We start from the raw sequence: 17452 nt of genomic DNA, 5'->3' as shown, positions 1-17452 counted from the left end.
CGGATCACCGGATCACCCGGCGGGGCGGCTCTGCGCCTGGAGCAGCGAGCACAGCCGGGTGGTCCGGTCCCGCACCGGGGCCTGGGCCACCGCCTGCGGCAGCGCCTGGCCCGCCCCCTGCACCACGGACAGATGGTGTTCGCCCCGGCTGAAGGCGGTGTAGACCCAGGACCGGGTCAGCGACTGGGCGGCGTCGCCCGGCAGCACCACCACGACCGCCGGCCAGCGGGTGCCGGCCGCCTGATGGGCGGTGACCGCCCAGCCGTGCCGCACCTGGGCGGCCACCCGGCCCGGTGGGACCAGCACCGGGGTACCGGAGCAGTCCAGCCGCAGCCCCTCGGCGTCCGCGGAGACCACGGTGCCGGGCACCATCCGGCCGGGCGCCGGGACATAGGCGATCCGGTCACCCGGGTCGAAACCGCCGAAGCGGCCCGGGCCCGGGTTGAGGCGCTGCTTGAGCGCGGCGTTCAGCGCCCGGGTGCCGGCGGCGCCGCCATGGCCGGGGGTGATCACCTGGGTGCGGTCGGCGGGCACCCCGATGGCCCGTGGCACCGAGTCGGCGACCAGCTGCACGGTGCGGTGCACCGCCTCGCCCGGGTCCCGCACCGGGGTGATCACCACCTCCTTGCCGGGGGCCTCGACCTGGTTGAGCTCACCGATTCCGATGCCGGAGACCAGTTCGCCGACCGGGCCCGGGTCGGGGGTGCGGGAGACCACCACCGGGCAGGCGCGGGAGGCCAGTAGATCGGCGAACACCTGGCCCGGGCCGGCCGACCGGAGGACCGCCGGGTCACCGCTGAGCACCAGCCGGGTGCCGTCGGCCAGCGACTCCAGCAGGGCCGCCGCGGTCTCCACATCGAGCTGGGGGGCGTCCAGGACGGCCAGCAGGTCCAGCTGGAGGGCGCCTTCGGCATCCCGGCCGGGGCCCTCCTGGCCGGAGAGCAGGCCCGCCACGGTGACCGCGTCTTCCGCGCCCAGCTCGGCCAGGCGCCGCCGCCCGTCCTCGGTGTGCGCGGCGGCACAGGCCCGCAGGCCCAGCGCCCGGGCCGCGGCGACCACGGCGGCGGGCTCGGCGCGGGCGGTCTCCCCGCCGCTGTGCGCCACCAGGCCGGCGGCCGCCACCGCGCGGATCAGCTCGGCGGCGGACGGGGACGGCGCGGCGGCGGCCTGCTCCGCCCAGCCCGGGTCTTCCGGTGCGGCAAAGGTGGTGAGCAGCCGCAGCAGCGAGTCGGCCAGGCTCTCCTCGGCCATGGCACAGCGGTCCAGGCCCAGCAGCACGGTCACCGGCGCCGGTTCGTCCGCCTCCTGCGGCGCGTCCTCCCCGGCCTCCTGGAAGACCAGCACCGTGCCCTCGGCGATGGCCCGGTGCAGGGCCTCGTCCGGGTCGGGCACCGCGCGGCGGGCCAGTTCCCCGCGCAGCTCCGACGACTCCAGCACGGTGTGCCCGGCGGTGGCGGCCCGCTCCAGCAGCCAGCAGGTCAGGGCCCGGGCGCGGCGCTCGTCCCCGGGACCGCACTGGCCGCCCAGCAGCTCCCGGGCGAAGCCGTCGGCCTGCTCGGGACGGACACCGGGCACGGCCAGCAGCTGCCAGGGGTCGGCCCGCAGTGCCTCGGCGGCCTGCTCGCCCAGCACCGTCAGCGCCTGCTCGGCGAGCTGCTCGGGGGCCCCGCCGGCGGCCAGCACCTGGCGGACGCCGGGCAGCCCGGCCGTCAGCACCGCCTCCGGCAGCGCCGGTCCGGCGGCCGGTCCGGCCACCGGCGGCGGGGCGGCCGGCCGGGCGGGCGTGGGGGCCGGGCGCGCCGGCGCGGTGAAGAACGAGGCCGCGGACCGTTCCCCGCTCTCCACCGCCCGCACCGCGGCGGCCAGCGCCTCGGCCACGGCGGACCGCTGGGGGCGGTCCTCCGGCCCGGGCGCGTCCGGCTCCGGCGGCGTGTCCGCCGCGCGGGGCTCGTCGCCGGCCGTGCCGGGGTCGTGGTCGGCCGGGGATCCGGGGTTGGTCCCCCGGGAAGACGCGGTCACAGCGTGCTCCAGTCCTGGTCGGGATAGCGGTGCACGGGCGCCGACACATCGTCGAGCGCCTGGCAGATCTCGTCCGGAAGCGTAAGGGTCTCCACTGACAACGCCGCCTTGAGCTGCTGGGCGGTGCGTGCCCCGACCACGGGGGCGGTCACTCCGGGCCGGTCGCGGACCCAGGCCAGGGCCACCTCCAGCGGGGTGGTGGCCAGGCCGTCGGCCGCTATGGCGACGGCGTCCACGATCCGCCGGGCGGCCTCGTCCAGGTACGGGGCGACAAACGGGGCCAGGTGCGCGGAGGCGCCACGGGAGCCGTCCGGGGTCGAGCGGCGGTACTTGCCGGTGAGCACGCCCCGGCCGAGCGGGGAGGAGGGGAGCACACCGATGCCCAGGTCCAGTGCGGCGGGCAGCACCTCGCGCTCGATACCGCGCTGGAGCAGCGAGTACTCCATCTGCGTCCCGGCCAGCCGGGTGCGGGCGCCCGGCGCGGCCAGCTGCCAGGTGGCCGCCTTGGCGAGCTGCCAGCCGCAGAAGTTGGAGACCCCCGCATAGCGGGCCCGGCCGCTGGCCACCGCGGTGTCCAGGGCCTGCAGGGTCTCCTCCAGCGGGGTGGCCGGGTCGAAGGCGTGCAGCTGCCAGAGGTCCACATGGTCGGTGCCCAGCCGGGCCAGGGAGGCGTCCAGTGCGGCCAGCAGGTGGCCGCGGGAGCCGTCCACCCGCCGGGCGGGGTCGAGCACACTGCCCGCCTTGGTGGCGATCACCAGTTCCCGGCGCGGGGCCACGGCGTCCAGCAGCCGTCCCAGCAGGAGTTCGGCGCCGCCGCCGGCGTAGACATCGGCGGTGTCCACCAGCGTGCCGCCGGCCTCGTGGAAGGTTCTGAGCTGCTCGGCGGCCTCGTGCTCCCCGGTGTCCCGGCCCCAGGTGAGGGTGCCGAGGCCGAGCCGGGATACCCGCAGGCCGGTGCGGCCGAGATGCCTTCGCTCCATGACCGTCGAGACTACTGGCCGGGGTCGGTGGCGTGGACGCCCATGCGGCGGCCGACCGGTGACGTACCCCAGGTCCGCGCGCTAGAGTCCCCGGAACGACGACGTTACTGATGAGTAAGGGGTACCGGATGCGCCTCGGAATCAACCTCGGCTACTGGGGAGCCGGGATGGACGCGGACAATCTCGCCGTCGCCCGCGAGGCCGACCGCCTGGGGTATGCCGTGTGCTGGGCGGCCGAGGCCTATGGCTCCGACGCCCCCACCGTGCTGTCCTGGGTCGCCGCCCAGACCGAGCGGATCGACGTCGGCTCCGCCATCTTCCAGATCCCGGCCCGTACCCCGGCCATGACCGCGATGACCGCCGCCACCCTGGACTCCCTCTCCGGCGGCCGCTTCCGCCTGGGCCTGGGCGTCTCCGGCCCCCAGGTCTCCGAGGGCTGGTACGGCGTGAAGTTCGACAAGCCGCTGGCCCGCACCCGGGAGTATGTGGAGATCGTCCGCAAGGCCATGTCCCGGGAGCGCCTGACCCACCAGGGCGAGCACTGGACGCTGCCGCTGCCCGGTGGCCCCGGCAAGCCGATCAAGCTCACCGTGCACCCGGTGCGCGAGCACATCCCGCTGTACATCGCCGCCATCGGCCCCAAGAACCTGGAGCAGACCGGCGAGATCGCCGACGGCGCACTGGTCCTCTTCTACGCCCCCGAGCACGCCGAGGAGACCACCCTCGCCCCGCTGCGCGCCGGCCGCGCCAAGGCGGGCAAGGAACTGGACGGCTTCGACGTGGTCCCCACCGTGCCGCTGGCCCTGGGCCAGGACGTGGACGCGCTGGCCGACATGTTCCGCCCGTACACCGCGCTCTATGTGGGCGGCATGGGCAGCGCCAAGCAGAACTTCTACAACAAGCTGGCCCAGCGCATGGGTTATGAGAAGGAAGCCGCCGAGATCCAGCAGAAGTACCTCGCCGGCGACAAGGCGGGCGCCGCCGCGGCCGTACCGCGCCAGCTGATCGACTCCACCTCGCTGCTCGGCCCGGTCGAGCGCATCGCCGACCGGATGCGCGCCTACGCCGAGGCGGGCGTGACCACCCTGTCGCTGAACCCGGCGGGCTTCACCCTGGACGAGCGCATCGCCGGCCTGCGCGCTGGAGTGGAGGCGCTGGAGCTGGCCGGACTGGCGTAACCGGAAGGCATATCGACCGAGGGGGGCAAGTCAGCGGCCGTGGTGGGGGCTCGGGGGTGTCTTCCCCGCCACGGCCGACACCGAGCACAACGGCCCGTCCACGGTCCCGGTTACGGGGCCCAAGCCACCGGCCGTTGTCCTTCGTTCGGCCGAGCGCCCCCCGCGCTCCGGAGGCGCGCCCCCCGTCCCCCGCACTTGACTGGATGGCCACGGAGGTGACGGCCATGCTCTCGGCGCACCGCCACCTCGCCCCCAGGGTCGCCCGGCACGGTACCGGGACGTCAGCCTGGCGGTGCCGGCCCATATGGGCCGCATCCTGCGCCGGCCCAGGGCCAAGTCCGCCGCCCTGGCGGCGGCCGTCCACACCGCGTACGGCTATGAACGGCTCGGCGGGCGGCGCCGGTTGACCACCCTGCGGATGCCCGGCCGGCGTGACGCGCTGGGCACGCCGGCCACCGAGTATGCCTGAACACTCACAGCCAGCCACGCCGCTTGAACAACCGGTACAGCACCAGCACGATCCCCGCCATCACCAGCAGCGCCGCCGGATAACCCCAGGGCAGCCGCAACTCCGGTATATCCCGGAAGTTCATCCCATAGATCCCGGCGATCATCGTGGGCACGGCCGCCATCGCCGCCCAGGCGGAGATCTTGCGCATGTCGTCGTTCTGCTGGACACCCATCTGCGCCAGATGCGCGGAGAGGATGTCCGACAGCAGCCGGTCCAGCCCCTCCACGCCCTCGTTCGCCCGCGCCAGATGGTCCCCCACGTCCCGGAAGAACGGGCGCGCCCGCTCATTGACAAAGGGCAGCCCGCCGCCGGCCAGCCGGGCCAGCGGATCGGCCAGCGGCACGGTGGCCCGGCGGAACTCCATCACCTGGCGCTTAAAGGCGTAGATCCGCGAGGCGGTGTTCTTGTTGTCCGTGCCGACCGGCGCAAACACCTCGGTCTCCAGCTCGTCCAGATCCATCTGCAACGCCGCCGCCACCTCGGTGTACCGGTCCACCACCGCGTCGCTCACCGCGTAGAGCACCGCCGTGGGGCCGTACGCCAGCACCCGCTGCGGATCGGTCTCCAGCCGGCGGCGCAGCTCCTTCAGCGGCGACTCCTCGCCGTGCCGCACGGTCACCACAAAGGAATCGCCCAGGAACAGCATCAGCTCGCCGGTGCTCACGGTGTCCGACACATCGTCGTACACCACCGGCTTGAGCACCACGAACAACGAATCCGCGTACACCTCCAGCTTGGGCCGCTGATGCGCCTTCAAAGCGTCCTCGACCGCCAGCGGATGCAGCCCGAACTCGCTGGTGATCAGCGCGAATTCCTCCTCCGTCGGCTCATGGAGACCAACCCACAGAAAAGCGTTGCCCTCGGCCCGCGCCTGGTCCAGCGCGTCGGAGAAATCGGCGGGGCCCTCGGTGCGGCGCCCGTCCCGGTATACGGCGAAGTCCACAATCATCCGGGCATTGTGCCGTCGCAAGGTCAGCATCGGGCAAAGCCGACGCCAACACCGTCGTACGCTGGCGGACATGCCCACCCTGATCCTGGTCCGGCACGGCCGGTCCACCGCGAACGGCAAGGCGGTGCTGGCCGGCTGGACCCCCGGCGTGGCCCTGGACGAGCGGGGCGCCGCCCAGGCGGCCGCACTCCCGGTCCGGCTGCGGGACATCCCGCTGGCCGCCGCGGTCACCAGCCCGCTCCAGCGCTGCCGGGAGACCCTGGCCCCGCTGCTGGCCGCCCGCCCGGAGCTGGCCCTGCACACCGACGAGCGGATAGGCGAGTGCCACTACGGCGACTGGTCCGGCCGCAAGCTCGCCGAACTCGCCGACGACCCGCTGATGGCCGTGGTGCAGCAGCACCCTTCGGCCGCCGTCTTCCCCGGCGGCGAGTCCATGCGCGCCATGCAGGCCCGCGCGGTGGAGGCGGTCCGGGACTGGAACGAGCGCATGGCCCGCGAGCACGGCCCCGAGGCGGTCTATCTGATGTGCTCGCACGGCGACATCATCAAGTCGGTGGTCGCCGACGCCCTGGGCCTGCACCTGGACCTCTTCCAGCGGATCCACGCCGACCCCTGCTCGGTCACCGCCATCCGCTACACCCGGCTGCGTCCCCAGCTGCTGCGCCTGGGCGACACCGGAGACCTCACCGCCCTGATCCCGCCGGAGCGGCCCGCGGACGGCGGCAGCGGGGACGCGACGGTAGGGGGCGGTGCGGGAGCACCGTGATCGCGGTGCGCAGTAGGGTGGGTGCGCGGGTCCGTCCCCGGAACCCGCGCAGCGCCACCGGAAGTTCCACCTCCGAGAACCCAACCCATATGGAGCAGGACGTTGTCCCGTCAGGTGTTCCTCTATGACCCGCCGGACCGCTTTGTCGCCGGCACGGTCGGGCTGCCGGGCCGCCGCACTTTCTTCCTCCAGGCCAGCGCGGCCGGCCGGACCACCAGCGTCAAGCTGGAGAAGGCCCAGGTCGAGGCGCTCGCTGAGCGCATCGACGAGCTGCTGGACGAGGTGGTGCGACGCACCGGAGGCAGCGCCCCCGTCCCGGCCGTGGCCCCCGCCGAACTGACCGACACCGAGCCGCTGCGGACCCCCGTCGAGGAGGAGTTCCGGGTCGGCACCATGGCCCTGGCCTGGGACGGCGAGACCCAGCGCATGGTCGTCGAGGCACAGGCACTGGTGGAGCTGGAGGCGGACACCGACGAGGACCTCGCCGAGGCGGAGGAGCGCCTGCTGCAGGACGAGCTCAACGGGCCGCCCATGCTGCGGGTGCGCATCACCGGCCCCATGGCCCGCGCCTTCGCCAAGCGCGCCCTGGAAGTGGTCAACGCCGGCCGCCCGCCGTGCCCGCTGTGCAGCCTGCCGCTCGACCCGGAGGGACATGTATGTCCGCGCCAGAACGGATACCGCCGCGGAGCGTAAGCCCGCAGCAGCTGCTCACCCTGGGCGAGCTGACGGTGGTCGGCCGGGTGCCGGAGGCGTCCAACGCGGTGCTCTACTGCACCGTCGAGTACCAGGGCGTGAGCGCCGCCTGCGTCTACAAGCCGGTCGCCGGGGAACGCCCGCTGTGGGACTTCCCCGAGGGAACGCTGGCCCAGCGTGAGGTGGCCGCCTATGAGCTCTCCGAAGCCATGGGCTGGGGCCTCATCCCGCCCACCGTGCTGCGCGACGGGCCCTACGGCCGGGGCATGGTCCAGCTGTGGATCGAGGTCCCGGACACCGAGGAGGAGGCGGCAGCGCCGCTGCTGGCCCTGGTGGAGGGTGACGATCCGGGCCCGGGCTGGAAGGCGGTCGGCTACGCGGACGTGGGCGAGGACCGCACCGCGCTGCTGGTGCACGCCGACGACGAGCGGCTGCGCCGGCTGGCCGTCCTGGACGCGGTGATCAACAACGGTGACCGCAAGTGCGGCCATCTGCTGCCCGCCGCCGACGGCCGGCTCTATGCCATGGACCACGGTGTGACCTTCAACGCGGACGACAAGCTGCGCACGCTGCTGTGGGGGTGGGCGGGGGAGCGGCTGCCGGAGGAGGCGCTGGACGCCCTGCGCCGGCTGTCCGCCGAGCTGGCGGAGGGGCGTCCGCTGGCCGCCCGCCTGGCCGAGCTGATCACCCCGGCCGAGATCGACGCCCTGCGGGCCCGGGTGGCCGAGCTGCTGCGCACGGGTGTCCACCGGAAGCCGAGTGGGCAGTGGCCGGCCATTCCGTGGCCGCCGGTGTGAGGTTCGTCTTCGGGTGCGGGTCGTTGGTGGCTGGTCGCGCCCACGCGGCGGAGCCGCATGACGCAACCGCCCGCGCCCCTGATGGCGCCCGAAGCACAGAACCCGCCCCCGCGCAAGGTGACGGATTCAGCCAACCCAGGCCCTCCGGTTCGTATCCGGAACATGCATCCGGTTACGCTCAGGACATGCATGCCTGGCCCGCTTCAGAGGTACCCGCCCTGCCCGGCAGTGGCCGCGACCTCCGGATCCACGACACCGCGACCGGTGCACGAGTGACCCTCGTCCCCGGTCCCGTCGCCCGCCTCTACGTCTGCGGCATCACGCCCTATGACGCCACCCATATGGGGCACGCGGCGACCTACAACGCGTTCGACCTGGTGCAGCGCGTGTGGCTGGACACCAAGCGGCAGGTCCACTACGTCCAGAACGTCACGGACATCGACGACCCTCTGCTGGAGCGGGCCGCCGCCAATGGTGACGACTGGACCGCGCTCGCCCAGCGCGAGACCGCCCTGTTCCGCGAGGACATGACTGCCCTGCGGCTGCTCCCGCCGCGCCACTATGTGGGCGCCGTGGAGTCCATACCCAAGATCGTCCCCATTGTGGAGCGGCTGCGCGACGCCGGTGCCGCCTACGAACTCGACGGCGACATCTACTTCTCCGTCGCCGCCGACCCCCACTTCGGCGGGGTCTCCCACCTCGACGCCGAGGCCATGCGCCTGCTCTCCGCCGAGCGCGGCGGCGACCCGGACCGCCCCGGCAAGAAGAACCCCGTCGACCCCATGCTCTGGATGGCCGCCCGCCCGGGCGAGCCCAGCTGGGACGGCCGGTCGCTCGGCCCCGGGCGCCCCGGCTGGCACATCGAGTGCGTGGCCATCGCCCTGGAGCACTTCGGCATGGGCTTCGACGTCCAGGGCGGCGGCTCCGACCTGGTCTTCCCGCACCATGAGATGGGCGCCTCGCACGCCCAGGTGCTCACCGGCGAGCACCCCTTCGCCAAGAGCTATGTGCACGCCGGAATGGTCGCCCTGCACGGCGAGAAGATGTCCAAGTCCAAGGGCAACCTGGTCTTTGTCTCCGCGCTGCGCCGCCAGGGTGTGGACCCGGCCGCCATCCGGCTCGCCCTGCTCGCCCACCACTACCGGGCCGACTGGGAGTGGACGGACGCCGTGCTGGAGCAGGCCCTGGAGCGCCTGGACCGCTGGCGCACCGCCGTCTCCCGTCCGGACGGACCCGCCGCCGAGGCCCTGCTGGAGGAGATCCGCGAGGCCCTCGCGGACGACCTCGACGCCCCGGCCGCCCTGGCCGCGGTGGACCGCTGGGCCGCCGCCCAGGCCGCCGACGGCGGCACCGACACCGGAGCGCCCGGCCTGGTCTCGCGTGCGGTGGACGCGCTGCTGGGTGTGGCGCTGTAGCGGCCCGCACCACAGACGCGAAGGAGGGCGCTCCCCCCGGGGAGCGCCCTCCTTCCTTATCCGGCTCGGTCAGCTCGCCTTGGTGTAGCCGTACAGCGGCGCGTGGTCGGAGATGCCGGTGGGCTGCTTGGTGTACCGGTAGTCGGCCTGATCGGCCTTCTGGGTCCAGGAGTCGCAGCCGGTGAAGCCGGCGGTGCCAAAGAGATAGTCGATCTTCGACTCGGTGTAGCCGCCGGTGCGCGGGTCAAAGCTGAAGTGCGTGGCCTCGTCCGTCGCGTCACCCGGCGCGTAGGACTTCCGGTCGCACTCAGGCATCATCTGGTAGAGCGGCTGCAACCGGGCGGGGATCCTGTGGTTGTACAGGCCCATGTTGAAGTCGCCGCCCAGCACCACCCGGGGGTAGGCGGAGATCACCTTCTTCACGGTGGCGACCTCCTTCTCGTACACCCCCGCCGCCAACAGCTGGTCGTTGTTGGACATATGGGTGGTGCAGACATGGGTCTTCCAGCCGGCCACCCCCACGCACATCACCTGGTTGCGGTCGGCGTCCTTGTGCAGCGGGACGGGCAGCGGCACCGGCTTGGGCCGGTGGTTGATCTTCCCCCGCACCAGGATCGCGGTGCTCAGCGTGCCCGAGAGCTTTCCCCGGCAGTCGGAACGGCCGTCCGGGCGCTTGCTCTCCGCCCAGGCCGCGCTCCAGCCCTTGCCCAAGGCCGCCTGGATCTCGTCCAGTTGGCTGTGGCCCTTGGCTCCGCCGGGCCGCGGCGGTCCCGAGCACACCTCCTGCAGCAGCACCGCGTTGATCTTGCGCACCCGCACCACCTCGGCGATGGCCTGCGCCTTCTTCTTGGGTTCATTGCGGTAGGGGCAGTAGCTGGAGTCTCCGGGCGGGCCGCCGGCCTCGCCGCAGATGTTCCAGGTCATGGCCCGCACCGACTCCACGGCGGCGCTCGCGCTCGCCGGCAGGGTCAGCGCGACGGCCGCGCCGCCGAGCAGACCGACCGTGACGCGGCGCGTCAGGGTGCGTATCCGGGACGTTCTCACATGCTCTCCCAATGGGGGTTGGCTCAGCCCTCATTGTCGGTGCTTGCGGGAACGCGGCGCCCCCTGCCCCCGTTCTCCTCGCATGATGAGTCTGCTGACCGGCCCGGGACTTGCCCTGCTGATCGTCATCCCGCTGTTTGTGCTGGCCGCCCTGCGCAAGGGCGTCCAACTCGCCCGGCATCGCGGCGCCCAGCCGGTGCGCGGCCTGGGTGCCACCGCCACCGAGGAACTGCACGCCCTCATATATCCCAGTAAAAGGGTGCAGTTGGAGCAGCGCCGCATAGAACTCGTGCTCCGCGACGACGAACAGGACGGCGCCCCGCGCAGAACCGGAATCGACCTGGACTCGGGCACCGCACGCATCGGCCGCCGGCCCGATGTCAGTGGTCGCCCCTAGCGTTCTCCTCAGCGCCGACCGGTCATCGTGACCGGCGAGGAGACGGGGGCTTTGTCATGTCCGTAAATGAAACCGCCGCGAGCGACACCACCTATCTGGAGCTGTCCCAGGACGGCGGCGGGGCGCACAAGTTCTACGAAGTGACGGTCAATGGCGTCGAGGTGACGGTTCGCTACGGACGGATCGGCACGGCCGGCCAGACCCAGCAGTCCACCTTCCCCACCGTGGAGAAGGCACGCGCCGCCGCGGCCAAGAAGGTTGGCGAAAAGGTGCGCAAGGGGTATGAACCCGCCGTCCGCGGCGGCCGCGCCGCCCGCGCGGTGACCCGCCGCCAGGTCACCTCCGCCCCCTCCACCGCCCGCGCGGTGGCCCCTGTGCTGTGGCGCTTCCGCACCGGCGCCCCCGCCTTCGGCATCCACATCGGCGAGGACCGCTGCTGGGTGGGCAATCAGCGCGGCGAGGTCCACACCCTCGGTCACGACGGTGAGGTGCTGGCCCGCTTCCAGCTGCCCGACGGTGTCAAGTGCCTGGTGGAGGACGACTTCTGGATCTACGCCGGGTGTGATGACGGCACGGTCTACGACCTCTCCGCCAAACTCCCCTTCGCCGCCTATGAGATCGCCTCCGATGTGGACATCTTCTGGCTGGACATCCATGAGGGCGTGCTCAATGTCGCCGACCGCGAGGGCCGGCTCACCGTCATCGACCACGAGGACGAGTACCAGTGGTCCCGCAAGAGCACCGGCGAGCACGCCTGGATGGTGCGCCGGGACGACCGCGCCGTCTACCACGGCCACCGCGGCGGTGTCACCGCCTACGCGGCCGACGGCAGCGGAGAGTTGTGGCATACCGCGACCTCGGGCGGGGTGCTCTTCGGCTGGCAGGAGGACCACTCGGTCTACGCCGGAACCGGCCACAGCCTGGTCCAGCGGCTGGCCAAGTCCGACGGTGCCATCGAGGCCACCTACCGCTGCGACTCCGCCGTCTACTCCTGCGCCACCTCGCCCGGCGGCCGCTATGTCTTCGCCGGTGACCTGGCCTCCTCCGTCTACTGCTTCACCGCCGACGGCACCCGGCTGTGGAAGCTGGGCACGGGCGGTGGCTCCGCGCTCTCCATGCAGTACCGGGACGAAAAGCTCTATATGGTCACCACCGAGGGATCGTTGATCTGCGTGGACGCCTCCGAGGCCGCCATCGCGGAGGCCCGCTCCGGCCGGGTCCCGGTCCCGGTGGACATCAAGTCGGCCGCCGCGCTGCCCACTTACACCCCCGCCACCGCGGTGGACACGGTGGCCGCCGTACCGGCCGGCGGGGTGCTGGTGGAGTGCGTCCAACAGGGCGGACGGCTCCGGGTCCATGTGGTCTCCGAGGGCTATGAGCCCACCTGGAACGTCCAGTTCCCCCGTGCGATACGGGAGCCCGGGGTGCGGTATGTGGTCGATGCCCTCGCGCCGGCCAGCGGGGGCTTCTACCGGGTGCGCGGCGAAATACGGCGCCTGCGGTAGGGGCCGGCGGCTACCCTGACCGGATGTCCGCCTTCCGTTTCCGCGATCCCCAAGTCACCAGGTTTGGCTTCCAGGCCCCTGTCCTGGTCCGCTGCCCCCGGTGCGAGGGCATGGCACGGGTGGCCGGGCTGGGCGGTGTACGGCGACTGAGCTGCGTCGGGTGTGGCCTGTCCCGTGCCTGGACGCGCCGGATCGCCCGCTTCCGCTGGGGAACGGCGGAGCCGATGACGGACCCCTTCTTCGACCTGCCCCTGTGGCTCCAGACCCGCACCCGGCACGGCTGGCTCTGGGCGTTCAACGAGGAGCACCTGACCCTGCTTCACGACTATGTCCGCGCCTCGCTGCGGGAGGGCCCGCCCCTGGGCGACCTCGGGCGGCGGAACGGAACTCTGGTGTCCCGCCTGCCCCGATGGATCAAGGAGGGGAAGAACCGGGAGGAGATGCTGCGGGCGATCGAGAGGATACGGGCGCTACCGGTATGAACTCCGGCCCTCCGCGGGTGAGCCCGGATGCACGCGGGCGCACGGCGGGTTCGTAGGGTGATGCCATGCTCGATGAAACCCCCGACGGTCCCGAGGCCGCCGAATCCCCGCTGATCGGAAGCCTGCGCGCGGCGGTCGCCGGCTCGCCCCAGGACGTACCACTGCGGCTGCACCTCGCCGAGTTGCTGCTCGACGCCGGGCACGGTGACGCGGCCGTGGCGGAGGCGGCCGTCGCACTCAGCCACGCACCCGGGAACGCACAGGCCCGGGCCCTGATGGCGCGGGCCATGGGCGGGCCGGCGCCCTCGGCCCCCGTCGCGGAATCCCCGGCTCCCGTCGCAGAACCCCCGGCTCCCGTCGAGGAATCCCCGGCTCCCGCCGAACAGCCGGCGGCCCCCGTCCGCAAGGCCGGCGGATTCGACTGGGCGGCCGCCGAGCAGGAGGTCGGCGAGGTCCTCCCGCCCCGGTTCGCCACCACACCGGAGACAAAGGAAGCCCCGCTCGCCGTCGACGGCGGCGGGGACCCCGGGGACGCGAGCGCCTTCGACGTGGACGCGCCCGATGCGCACCACGCGGTGCGCCTGGCGGACGTCGGCGGGATGCAGGAGGTCAAGGACCGCCTGGAGGCCGCCTTCCTCGCGCCCATGCGCAACCCGGAACTGCGCAAGCTCTACGGCAAGAGCCTGCGCGGCGGACTGCTCCTGTACGGCCCGCCCGGCTGTGGCAAGACGTTTATCGCCCGGGCCATCGCCGGGGAACTCGGTGCGAACTTCATCTCCGTGTCCATCAACGATGTGCTCGATATGTGGATCGGCAACTCCGAGCGCAATATGCACGAGGTGTTTGAGACCGCCCGCCGGCAGGCGCCCTGTGTGGTCTTCCTCGATGAGCTGGACGCACTGGGCGCCAAGCGCAGCCGCACCCAGCACAATGGCATGCGCAACACCGTCAACCAGCTGCTGACCGAACTGGACGGCGTCGGCGACGTCAACGACGGAGTGTTTGTGCTCGCCGCGACCAACGTCCCCTGGGATGTGGATGTCGCGCTGCGCCGCCCCGGCCGGCTGGACCGCACGCTGCTGGTGCTGCCGCCCGATGCCCCGGCCCGCGAGGCGATCCTCCGCTACCACCTGCGGGAACGCCCCATTGAATCGGTCGACTTGGCCAAGCTGGTCAAGGCCACCGACGGCTTCTCCGGGGCGGACCTCGCGCATGTCTGCGAGAGCGCGGCCGAGTCGGCGCTGCTGGACTCCGTCCGCACCGGCACCATACGCATGATCAACACCAAGGACCTGCTGGGCGCCGCGAAGGTGATTCGGCCGTCCACCGAGCCATGGTTCGCGGCCGCCCGCAATGTGGCGATGTTCGCCAATGAGGGCGGCATGTACGACGAATTGCTCGCCTATCTGAAGAAGGCGCGCAAACTGTGAGCGCACCGCACCCGCTCCTCGCGCAGGCGATCGCCCTGATCGAGCTCGAACGCTACGACGAGGCCCGCACGCTGCTCACCCGGCGACTGGCCGAGGACCCAACCGATGTATTCGCCTGGGTGCGCCTCGGCCGCTGCCATCTGATGCTCCAGGAATACGAGGAGGTGCTCACCACCACCGGCGAAGCACTGGCCCTCGCACCGGAGGACCCCGACGCCCACCGCCTGCGCACCTATGCGTTTATGCGGCTCGGCCGTCCGGACGAGGCGCTGGCCGCGGCCCAGGAGACGCTCCGGCTCGCCCCGCAGCGCTGGCAAGCCTATGGGGCCCTCTCGGAGGCCCTGGGCGCATGGCGGTCGCGCCGGCCCGAGGCGTTCGACGCGGCGGTGACCGCCGTGCGGCTCGCCCCGGACGACGTTGGTGCGCACCACGCGCTGTGGAAGGCCGCGACGATCAGCGGCCGCTCGGATGTGGCGCGGCAGGCAGTGCGCGAGATCCTGCGCATCGACCCCCAGGACACCTGGGCTCTTGGCAAGCGGGCCGACTACGCCGCGGAGGACGCCGCCGGGCCGCCGCTGACCGGTGCGGGTGCCAAGCTGCCGGCCTCGGCCGAGGCTTACGCCACCGCGCTCGCCGCCGACCCGGCGGCCCAGGACCTGCGCCAGGGTCTGGACGGGGCGGTGTTCCGGATGCTGCGCGGCACTCGCTGGCTCGCGCTGCTCTGCTTGGTGATCGCCGCCCTCGCCGGACGGGTCTTCCCGACCGGCAACGACCCCACGGCCCTGCCGGCGCCGCTGGGCACCCGGCTCTACGCACTCGCCCTGATGGCCGCCGTCTGGGGCTTCGGCGCCTGGCGCCGCTACCGGGGGATGCGGACCGGAGTGCGGCTGAGCCTGTGGTCGCTGGTCCGGCGGCTCGGCTGGGCGCGGCTGATCGTCGGGCAGTCGGCGTGGTGCACGCTCACCGCCGTGGTCATCGTGACCGTGCCATGGTCCGAACGGACCGTCCCGCAGGTGCTGTTCTGGGTGGCGCTGGTGCCGACGCTGCTCACGGTGTGGTTCGAGCGGGCGTCGATCCGCGACTGAACGCGCCGGGTGCCGGGCGCTGTCATGGCGCGATCTCCCGGCCTCCACGGGCGACTTGACCCGCGGCCGTGAGTACCGCGGCGCGCAGGTCACCGGCAGCCGTGAGCACGTTCCGCCGCTCGCCTTCCGGCTCCGGAATGACCCAGACGCGGTCGCCCAGGTACTTGCCCGGCAGCGGCGCGAAGATCTCGGATCCGTGGGGGCGGGCCAGGGCGCCCGGCACGTCGGCGAGTTGGTGCGCGGTGTGGAGGGGGAGTGGCCACCACATCGCGTGCTCCATGCCGCCCATCAGGTACGGGCCGATGTGCCGCTCTGCGGCCTTGAGATGAGTGATGGCGGCGGTGGCGAGCGTGAAGTTCAGCTCGATAAGGTCCCATTGGCGGCCTACGAGCAGTGGGGCGGTCTCGCCCGCTTGCCAGCACTTCAGCACCGTGTGCGGATCGGAAGCCGCCGACGCCAGCCAATGCGCGAGGTTGCGAGTGGTCAATTGGCCCTCCTCAGGTCCAGTTCGGCCCAGACGACAGCGCCGCGTCCGGTGAAGTCGTGTCCATACCTGTCGGCGTTGACGAGCCCCGCGAGAACGGTGCGGCGAGCCGGTTCACTCAGCGTTGGCGGGATGTCGATCTCGACCCGGATCCGGTCCGGGCCCTCCTCGGTGCGCGGCTCCCGCCCGGTCGCCGCCGCGAACCGGGCGGCCAGTGCCACTGCCTGGGCTTTCGCGGTACGCACAGATGCCCCCGGTGAGCGTTTGGTAGCGCTGGGTATTTCTAATGCATTAGAATCCAGCTAATGCACTAGGTTGTCAATGCCGCCGAGTCCGAGCCTGATGGCAGCACGAAGAGAGCCCATGGCCGCAAGACAACCGCCCTATATGCGGGTTGCCGATGACCTGCGACGCCGGATCGCCGCAGGGGAGTGGGCCGTGGGCGAGCGGCTCCCCTCTCGTGCCCAACTGGCCCTGGACTACGGTGTGGGCCCCAACGTCCTGCAGAAGGCGCAGGAACGCCTGATCGTCGAAGGGCTGTTGGAGGGACGCGCCGGATCGGGCACCTATGTGCGCACCCCGCGCGAGCGCCTCCGCATGGTCCGCTCCCGCCACCGCGAGTGGCGCCAGGACTCCCCGTTCCGGTCCGATATGCGCGAGCAAGGCCGACGCGGCTCCTGGGAGTCCCACTCCGAAGCCCGGGTCGCCGCGCCGGACCACATCGCTCAACGGCTCGCCATCGAGCCGGGCGATCCATGTGTCCGAACTGTCTATGAGTTCCTGGCGGATGGCCGGCCGGTGCAGCTCTCCGAGAGCTGGGAGCCGATGGCCATCACCGGTGACACTCCCGTGGTGTTGCCGGAACTCGGGCCGCTCGCGGGCCGGGGCGTAGTCGAGCGCATGCGCTCGATCGGGATCGTCATCGAGACGGCGGTCGAGGTACCGCGCCCGGCCCGCGCCACCCAGGCGCAGGCCAACCTGCTGGGCATCAGCCTCGGTGACCTGGTCACCGAGATCGAGCGCACCTACTTCGACACGGACGGACGCCCGGTCGAGACGGCCGACATCGTGGTGCCGGACGTGCGTTGGGAGATCGCCTACGAGATTCCGATCGAGCGGTCCGCGGACTGAAACCGTTACGGCCTGCCTGATGGCACTTGGCCATAGCTCGGGGCGCCCCTTAGGGGCGCGGGCGGCTGCGTCATGCGGCTCCGCCGCGTGGGCGCGATCAGCCACCGACGGCTCGCACGCGAAACGTGACGGACAAGGGCACGGCCCCCGGGCGAACCGCACACCGTTTGACATCCCAGCCAACGGTGACAGCCTGGAAATGCCGGCTGCCCCTCCGCAGCCCAAGGCCAGGGGGAAGGGGAAGCGCCATGGCCACCTCCCAGGAACAGGATCCCCACCTCGCCCAGGTGCGCCCCGTGACGCCCAGTACCCGGGAAGGCTGTGAGGACTGCCTGCGGATCGGCTCCACCTGGGTGCACCTGCGCCTCTGCCTGACCTGCGGGCATGTGGGCTGCTGCGACTCCTCGCCGAACCGGCACGCCCGGGGGCATGCGCAGGAGGAGGAGCACCCCATCGTCCAGTCCTTCGAACCCGGCGAGGACTGGCGCTGGTGCTTCGTCCACGAGGCGATGGTGTGACGACCGGACGCCAGAAGTCCAGAAACCCGTAACACCCGTCCATGGCCCCCCACTTGCCGCAGGCGCTA

18 protein-coding genes and 1 pseudogene are annotated in these 17452 nt (G+C 72.2%); 13 read left to right on the top strand and 6 right to left on the bottom strand.

All coding sequences use genetic code 11. The features are described 5' to 3' along the window. Positions 1–12: 12 nt before the first annotated feature. Positions 13–2019: a helix-hairpin-helix domain-containing protein gene (locus ACIHFE_RS22965; RefSeq protein WP_400109098.1), complete on the bottom strand. Its 2007-nt coding sequence runs from the start codon at positions 2017–2019 to the stop codon at positions 13–15. After that, positions 2016–2999 carry an aldo/keto reductase gene (locus ACIHFE_RS22960; RefSeq protein WP_400109097.1) on the bottom strand — a complete coding sequence of 328 codons (984 nt, stop codon included), beginning with the start codon at positions 2997–2999 and terminating at the stop codon, positions 2016–2018. Before ACIHFE_RS22960 ends, ACIHFE_RS22965 begins: the two co-directional genes overlap by 4 nt. Before the next feature lie 128 nt (positions 3000–3127). Between ACIHFE_RS22960 and ACIHFE_RS22955 the strand changes: the two genes are divergently transcribed. Both ACIHFE_RS22955 and ACIHFE_RS22950 read left to right on the top strand, forming a co-directional pair. Beyond that, positions 3128–4177, top strand: coding sequence for an LLM class F420-dependent oxidoreductase (locus tag ACIHFE_RS22955; RefSeq protein ID WP_400109095.1), 1050 nt, complete (start codon positions 3128–3130; stop codon positions 4175–4177). A gap of 271 nt (positions 4178–4448) precedes the next feature. Next, positions 4449–4646 (top strand): annotated as a pseudogene (locus ACIHFE_RS22950) (ferritin-like domain-containing protein); the annotation flags it as partial. A 4-nt stretch (positions 4647–4650) separates the two neighbouring features. Here the strand turns inward: ACIHFE_RS22950 and corA are convergent. Next, entirely contained in the window at positions 4651–5637 is a 987-nt protein-coding gene (gene corA, locus ACIHFE_RS22945; protein WP_400109300.1) for a magnesium/cobalt transporter CorA, read from the bottom strand. Positions 5638–5707: 70 nt separating this feature from the next. Between corA and ACIHFE_RS22940 the strand changes: the two genes are divergently transcribed. From ACIHFE_RS22940 to mshC, 4 genes are all read left to right on the top strand, one after another. Further along, complete coding sequence (locus ACIHFE_RS22940) at positions 5708–6403, top strand: histidine phosphatase family protein (protein ID WP_400109093.1); 696 nt, start codon at positions 5708–5710, stop codon at positions 6401–6403. Positions 6404–6505: 102 nt separating this feature from the next. Next, positions 6506–7096: a DUF3090 domain-containing protein gene (locus ACIHFE_RS22935; RefSeq protein WP_400109091.1), complete on the top strand. Its 591-nt coding sequence runs from the start codon at positions 6506–6508 to the stop codon at positions 7094–7096. Then, entirely contained in the window at positions 7060–7893 is an 834-nt protein-coding gene (locus ACIHFE_RS22930; protein ID WP_400109089.1) for an SCO1664 family protein, read from the top strand. Before ACIHFE_RS22935 ends, ACIHFE_RS22930 begins: the two co-directional genes overlap by 37 nt. A gap of 185 nt (positions 7894–8078) precedes the next feature. Continuing rightward, positions 8079–9308, top strand: coding sequence for a cysteine--1-D-myo-inosityl 2-amino-2-deoxy-alpha-D-glucopyranoside ligase (gene mshC, locus ACIHFE_RS22925; RefSeq protein WP_400109087.1), 1230 nt, complete (start codon positions 8079–8081; stop codon positions 9306–9308). Between the two features lie 69 nt (positions 9309–9377). On the opposite strand, the gene ACIHFE_RS22920 is transcribed toward mshC, so the two are convergent. After that, positions 9378–10352, bottom strand: coding sequence for an endonuclease/exonuclease/phosphatase family protein (locus tag ACIHFE_RS22920; protein ID WP_400109085.1), 975 nt, complete (start codon positions 10350–10352; stop codon positions 9378–9380). 85 nt (positions 10353–10437) lie between these two features. Here ACIHFE_RS22920 and ACIHFE_RS22915 point away from each other — a divergent pair, with 85 nt between their 5' ends. The 5 genes from ACIHFE_RS22915 to ACIHFE_RS22895 all read left to right on the top strand — a co-directional run bounded on the left by ACIHFE_RS22915 (position 10438) and on the right by ACIHFE_RS22895 (position 15251). Further along, on the top strand, positions 10438–10749 hold the full coding sequence (locus ACIHFE_RS22915) for a DUF6191 domain-containing protein (protein WP_400109083.1): 312 nt from the start codon (positions 10438–10440) through the stop codon (positions 10747–10749). A 56-nt stretch (positions 10750–10805) separates the two neighbouring features. Further along, entirely contained in the window at positions 10806–12254 is a 1449-nt protein-coding gene (locus ACIHFE_RS22910) for a WGR domain-containing protein (protein ID WP_400109081.1), read from the top strand. 23 nt (positions 12255–12277) lie between these two features. Next, positions 12278–12736, top strand: coding sequence for a hypothetical protein (locus ACIHFE_RS22905; protein ID WP_400109079.1), 459 nt, complete (start codon positions 12278–12280; stop codon positions 12734–12736). Positions 12737–12801: 65 nt separating this feature from the next. Continuing rightward, positions 12802–14166, top strand: coding sequence for an ATP-binding protein (locus tag ACIHFE_RS22900; RefSeq protein ID WP_400109077.1), 1365 nt, complete (start codon positions 12802–12804; stop codon positions 14164–14166). Continuing rightward, entirely contained in the window at positions 14163–15251 is a 1089-nt protein-coding gene (locus ACIHFE_RS22895; RefSeq protein WP_400109075.1) for a tetratricopeptide repeat protein, read from the top strand. Before ACIHFE_RS22900 ends, ACIHFE_RS22895 begins: the two co-directional genes overlap by 4 nt. A gap of 22 nt (positions 15252–15273) precedes the next feature. Here ACIHFE_RS22895 and ACIHFE_RS22890 read toward each other — a convergent pair whose 3' ends face one another. Both ACIHFE_RS22890 and ACIHFE_RS22885 read right to left on the bottom strand, forming a co-directional pair. Beyond that, complete coding sequence (locus ACIHFE_RS22890; protein WP_400109074.1) at positions 15274–15738, bottom strand: hypothetical protein; 465 nt, start codon at positions 15736–15738, stop codon at positions 15274–15276. Continuing rightward, positions 15735–15980, bottom strand: coding sequence for a hypothetical protein (locus tag ACIHFE_RS22885; RefSeq protein ID WP_400109072.1), 246 nt, complete (start codon positions 15978–15980; stop codon positions 15735–15737). Before ACIHFE_RS22885 ends, ACIHFE_RS22890 begins: the two co-directional genes overlap by 4 nt. Positions 15981–16098: 118 nt before the next feature. On the opposite strand from ACIHFE_RS22885, the gene ACIHFE_RS22880 reads away from it, so the two are divergent. Then, complete coding sequence (locus ACIHFE_RS22880) at positions 16099–16866, top strand: GntR family transcriptional regulator (RefSeq protein WP_400109070.1); 768 nt, start codon at positions 16099–16101, stop codon at positions 16864–16866. Between the two features lie 248 nt (positions 16867–17114). Beyond that, the gene (locus ACIHFE_RS22875) at positions 17115–17384 is read left to right on the top strand and encodes a UBP-type zinc finger domain-containing protein (RefSeq protein WP_400109068.1); all 270 of its coding nucleotides are present in this window, start codon (positions 17115–17117) and stop codon (positions 17382–17384) included. Positions 17385–17452: the final 68 nt, after the last annotated feature.

It is taken from the genome of Streptomyces sp. NPDC052396 (genome assembly GCF_044593195.1).
Taxonomy (GTDB): Bacteria; Actinomycetota; Actinomycetes; order Streptomycetales; family Streptomycetaceae; genus Streptomyces.
This window is presented reverse-complemented; position numbering and strand designations above follow the sequence as displayed.

Bases quoted from the DNA above. Each gene is read 5' to 3' on its own strand.
- ACIHFE_RS22960 (WP_400109097.1), bottom strand. From the start codon at position 2,999: ATGGAGCGAAGGCATCTCGGCCGCACCGGCCTGCGGGTATCCCGGCTC.
- ACIHFE_RS22955 (WP_400109095.1), top strand. From the start codon at position 3,128: ATGCGCCTCGGAATCAACCTCGGCTACTGGGGAGCCGGGATGGACGCG.
- corA (WP_400109300.1), bottom strand. From the start codon at position 5,637: ATGATTGTGGACTTCGCCGTATACCGGGACGGGCGCCGCACCGAGGGC.
- ACIHFE_RS22940 (WP_400109093.1), top strand. From the start codon at position 5,708: ATGCCCACCCTGATCCTGGTCCGGCACGGCCGGTCCACCGCGAACGGC.
- ACIHFE_RS22930 (WP_400109089.1), top strand. From the start codon at position 7,060: ATGTCCGCGCCAGAACGGATACCGCCGCGGAGCGTAAGCCCGCAGCAG.
- mshC (WP_400109087.1), top strand. From the start codon at position 8,079: ATGCATGCCTGGCCCGCTTCAGAGGTACCCGCCCTGCCCGGCAGTGGC.
- ACIHFE_RS22915 (WP_400109083.1), top strand. From the start codon at position 10,438: ATGAGTCTGCTGACCGGCCCGGGACTTGCCCTGCTGATCGTCATCCCG.
- ACIHFE_RS22910 (WP_400109081.1), top strand. From the start codon at position 10,806: ATGTCCGTAAATGAAACCGCCGCGAGCGACACCACCTATCTGGAGCTG.
- ACIHFE_RS22905 (WP_400109079.1), top strand. From the start codon at position 12,278: ATGTCCGCCTTCCGTTTCCGCGATCCCCAAGTCACCAGGTTTGGCTTC.
- ACIHFE_RS22900 (WP_400109077.1), top strand. From the start codon at position 12,802: ATGCTCGATGAAACCCCCGACGGTCCCGAGGCCGCCGAATCCCCGCTG.
- ACIHFE_RS22880 (WP_400109070.1), top strand. From the start codon at position 16,099: ATGGCCGCAAGACAACCGCCCTATATGCGGGTTGCCGATGACCTGCGA.
- ACIHFE_RS22875 (WP_400109068.1), top strand. From the start codon at position 17,115: ATGGCCACCTCCCAGGAACAGGATCCCCACCTCGCCCAGGTGCGCCCC.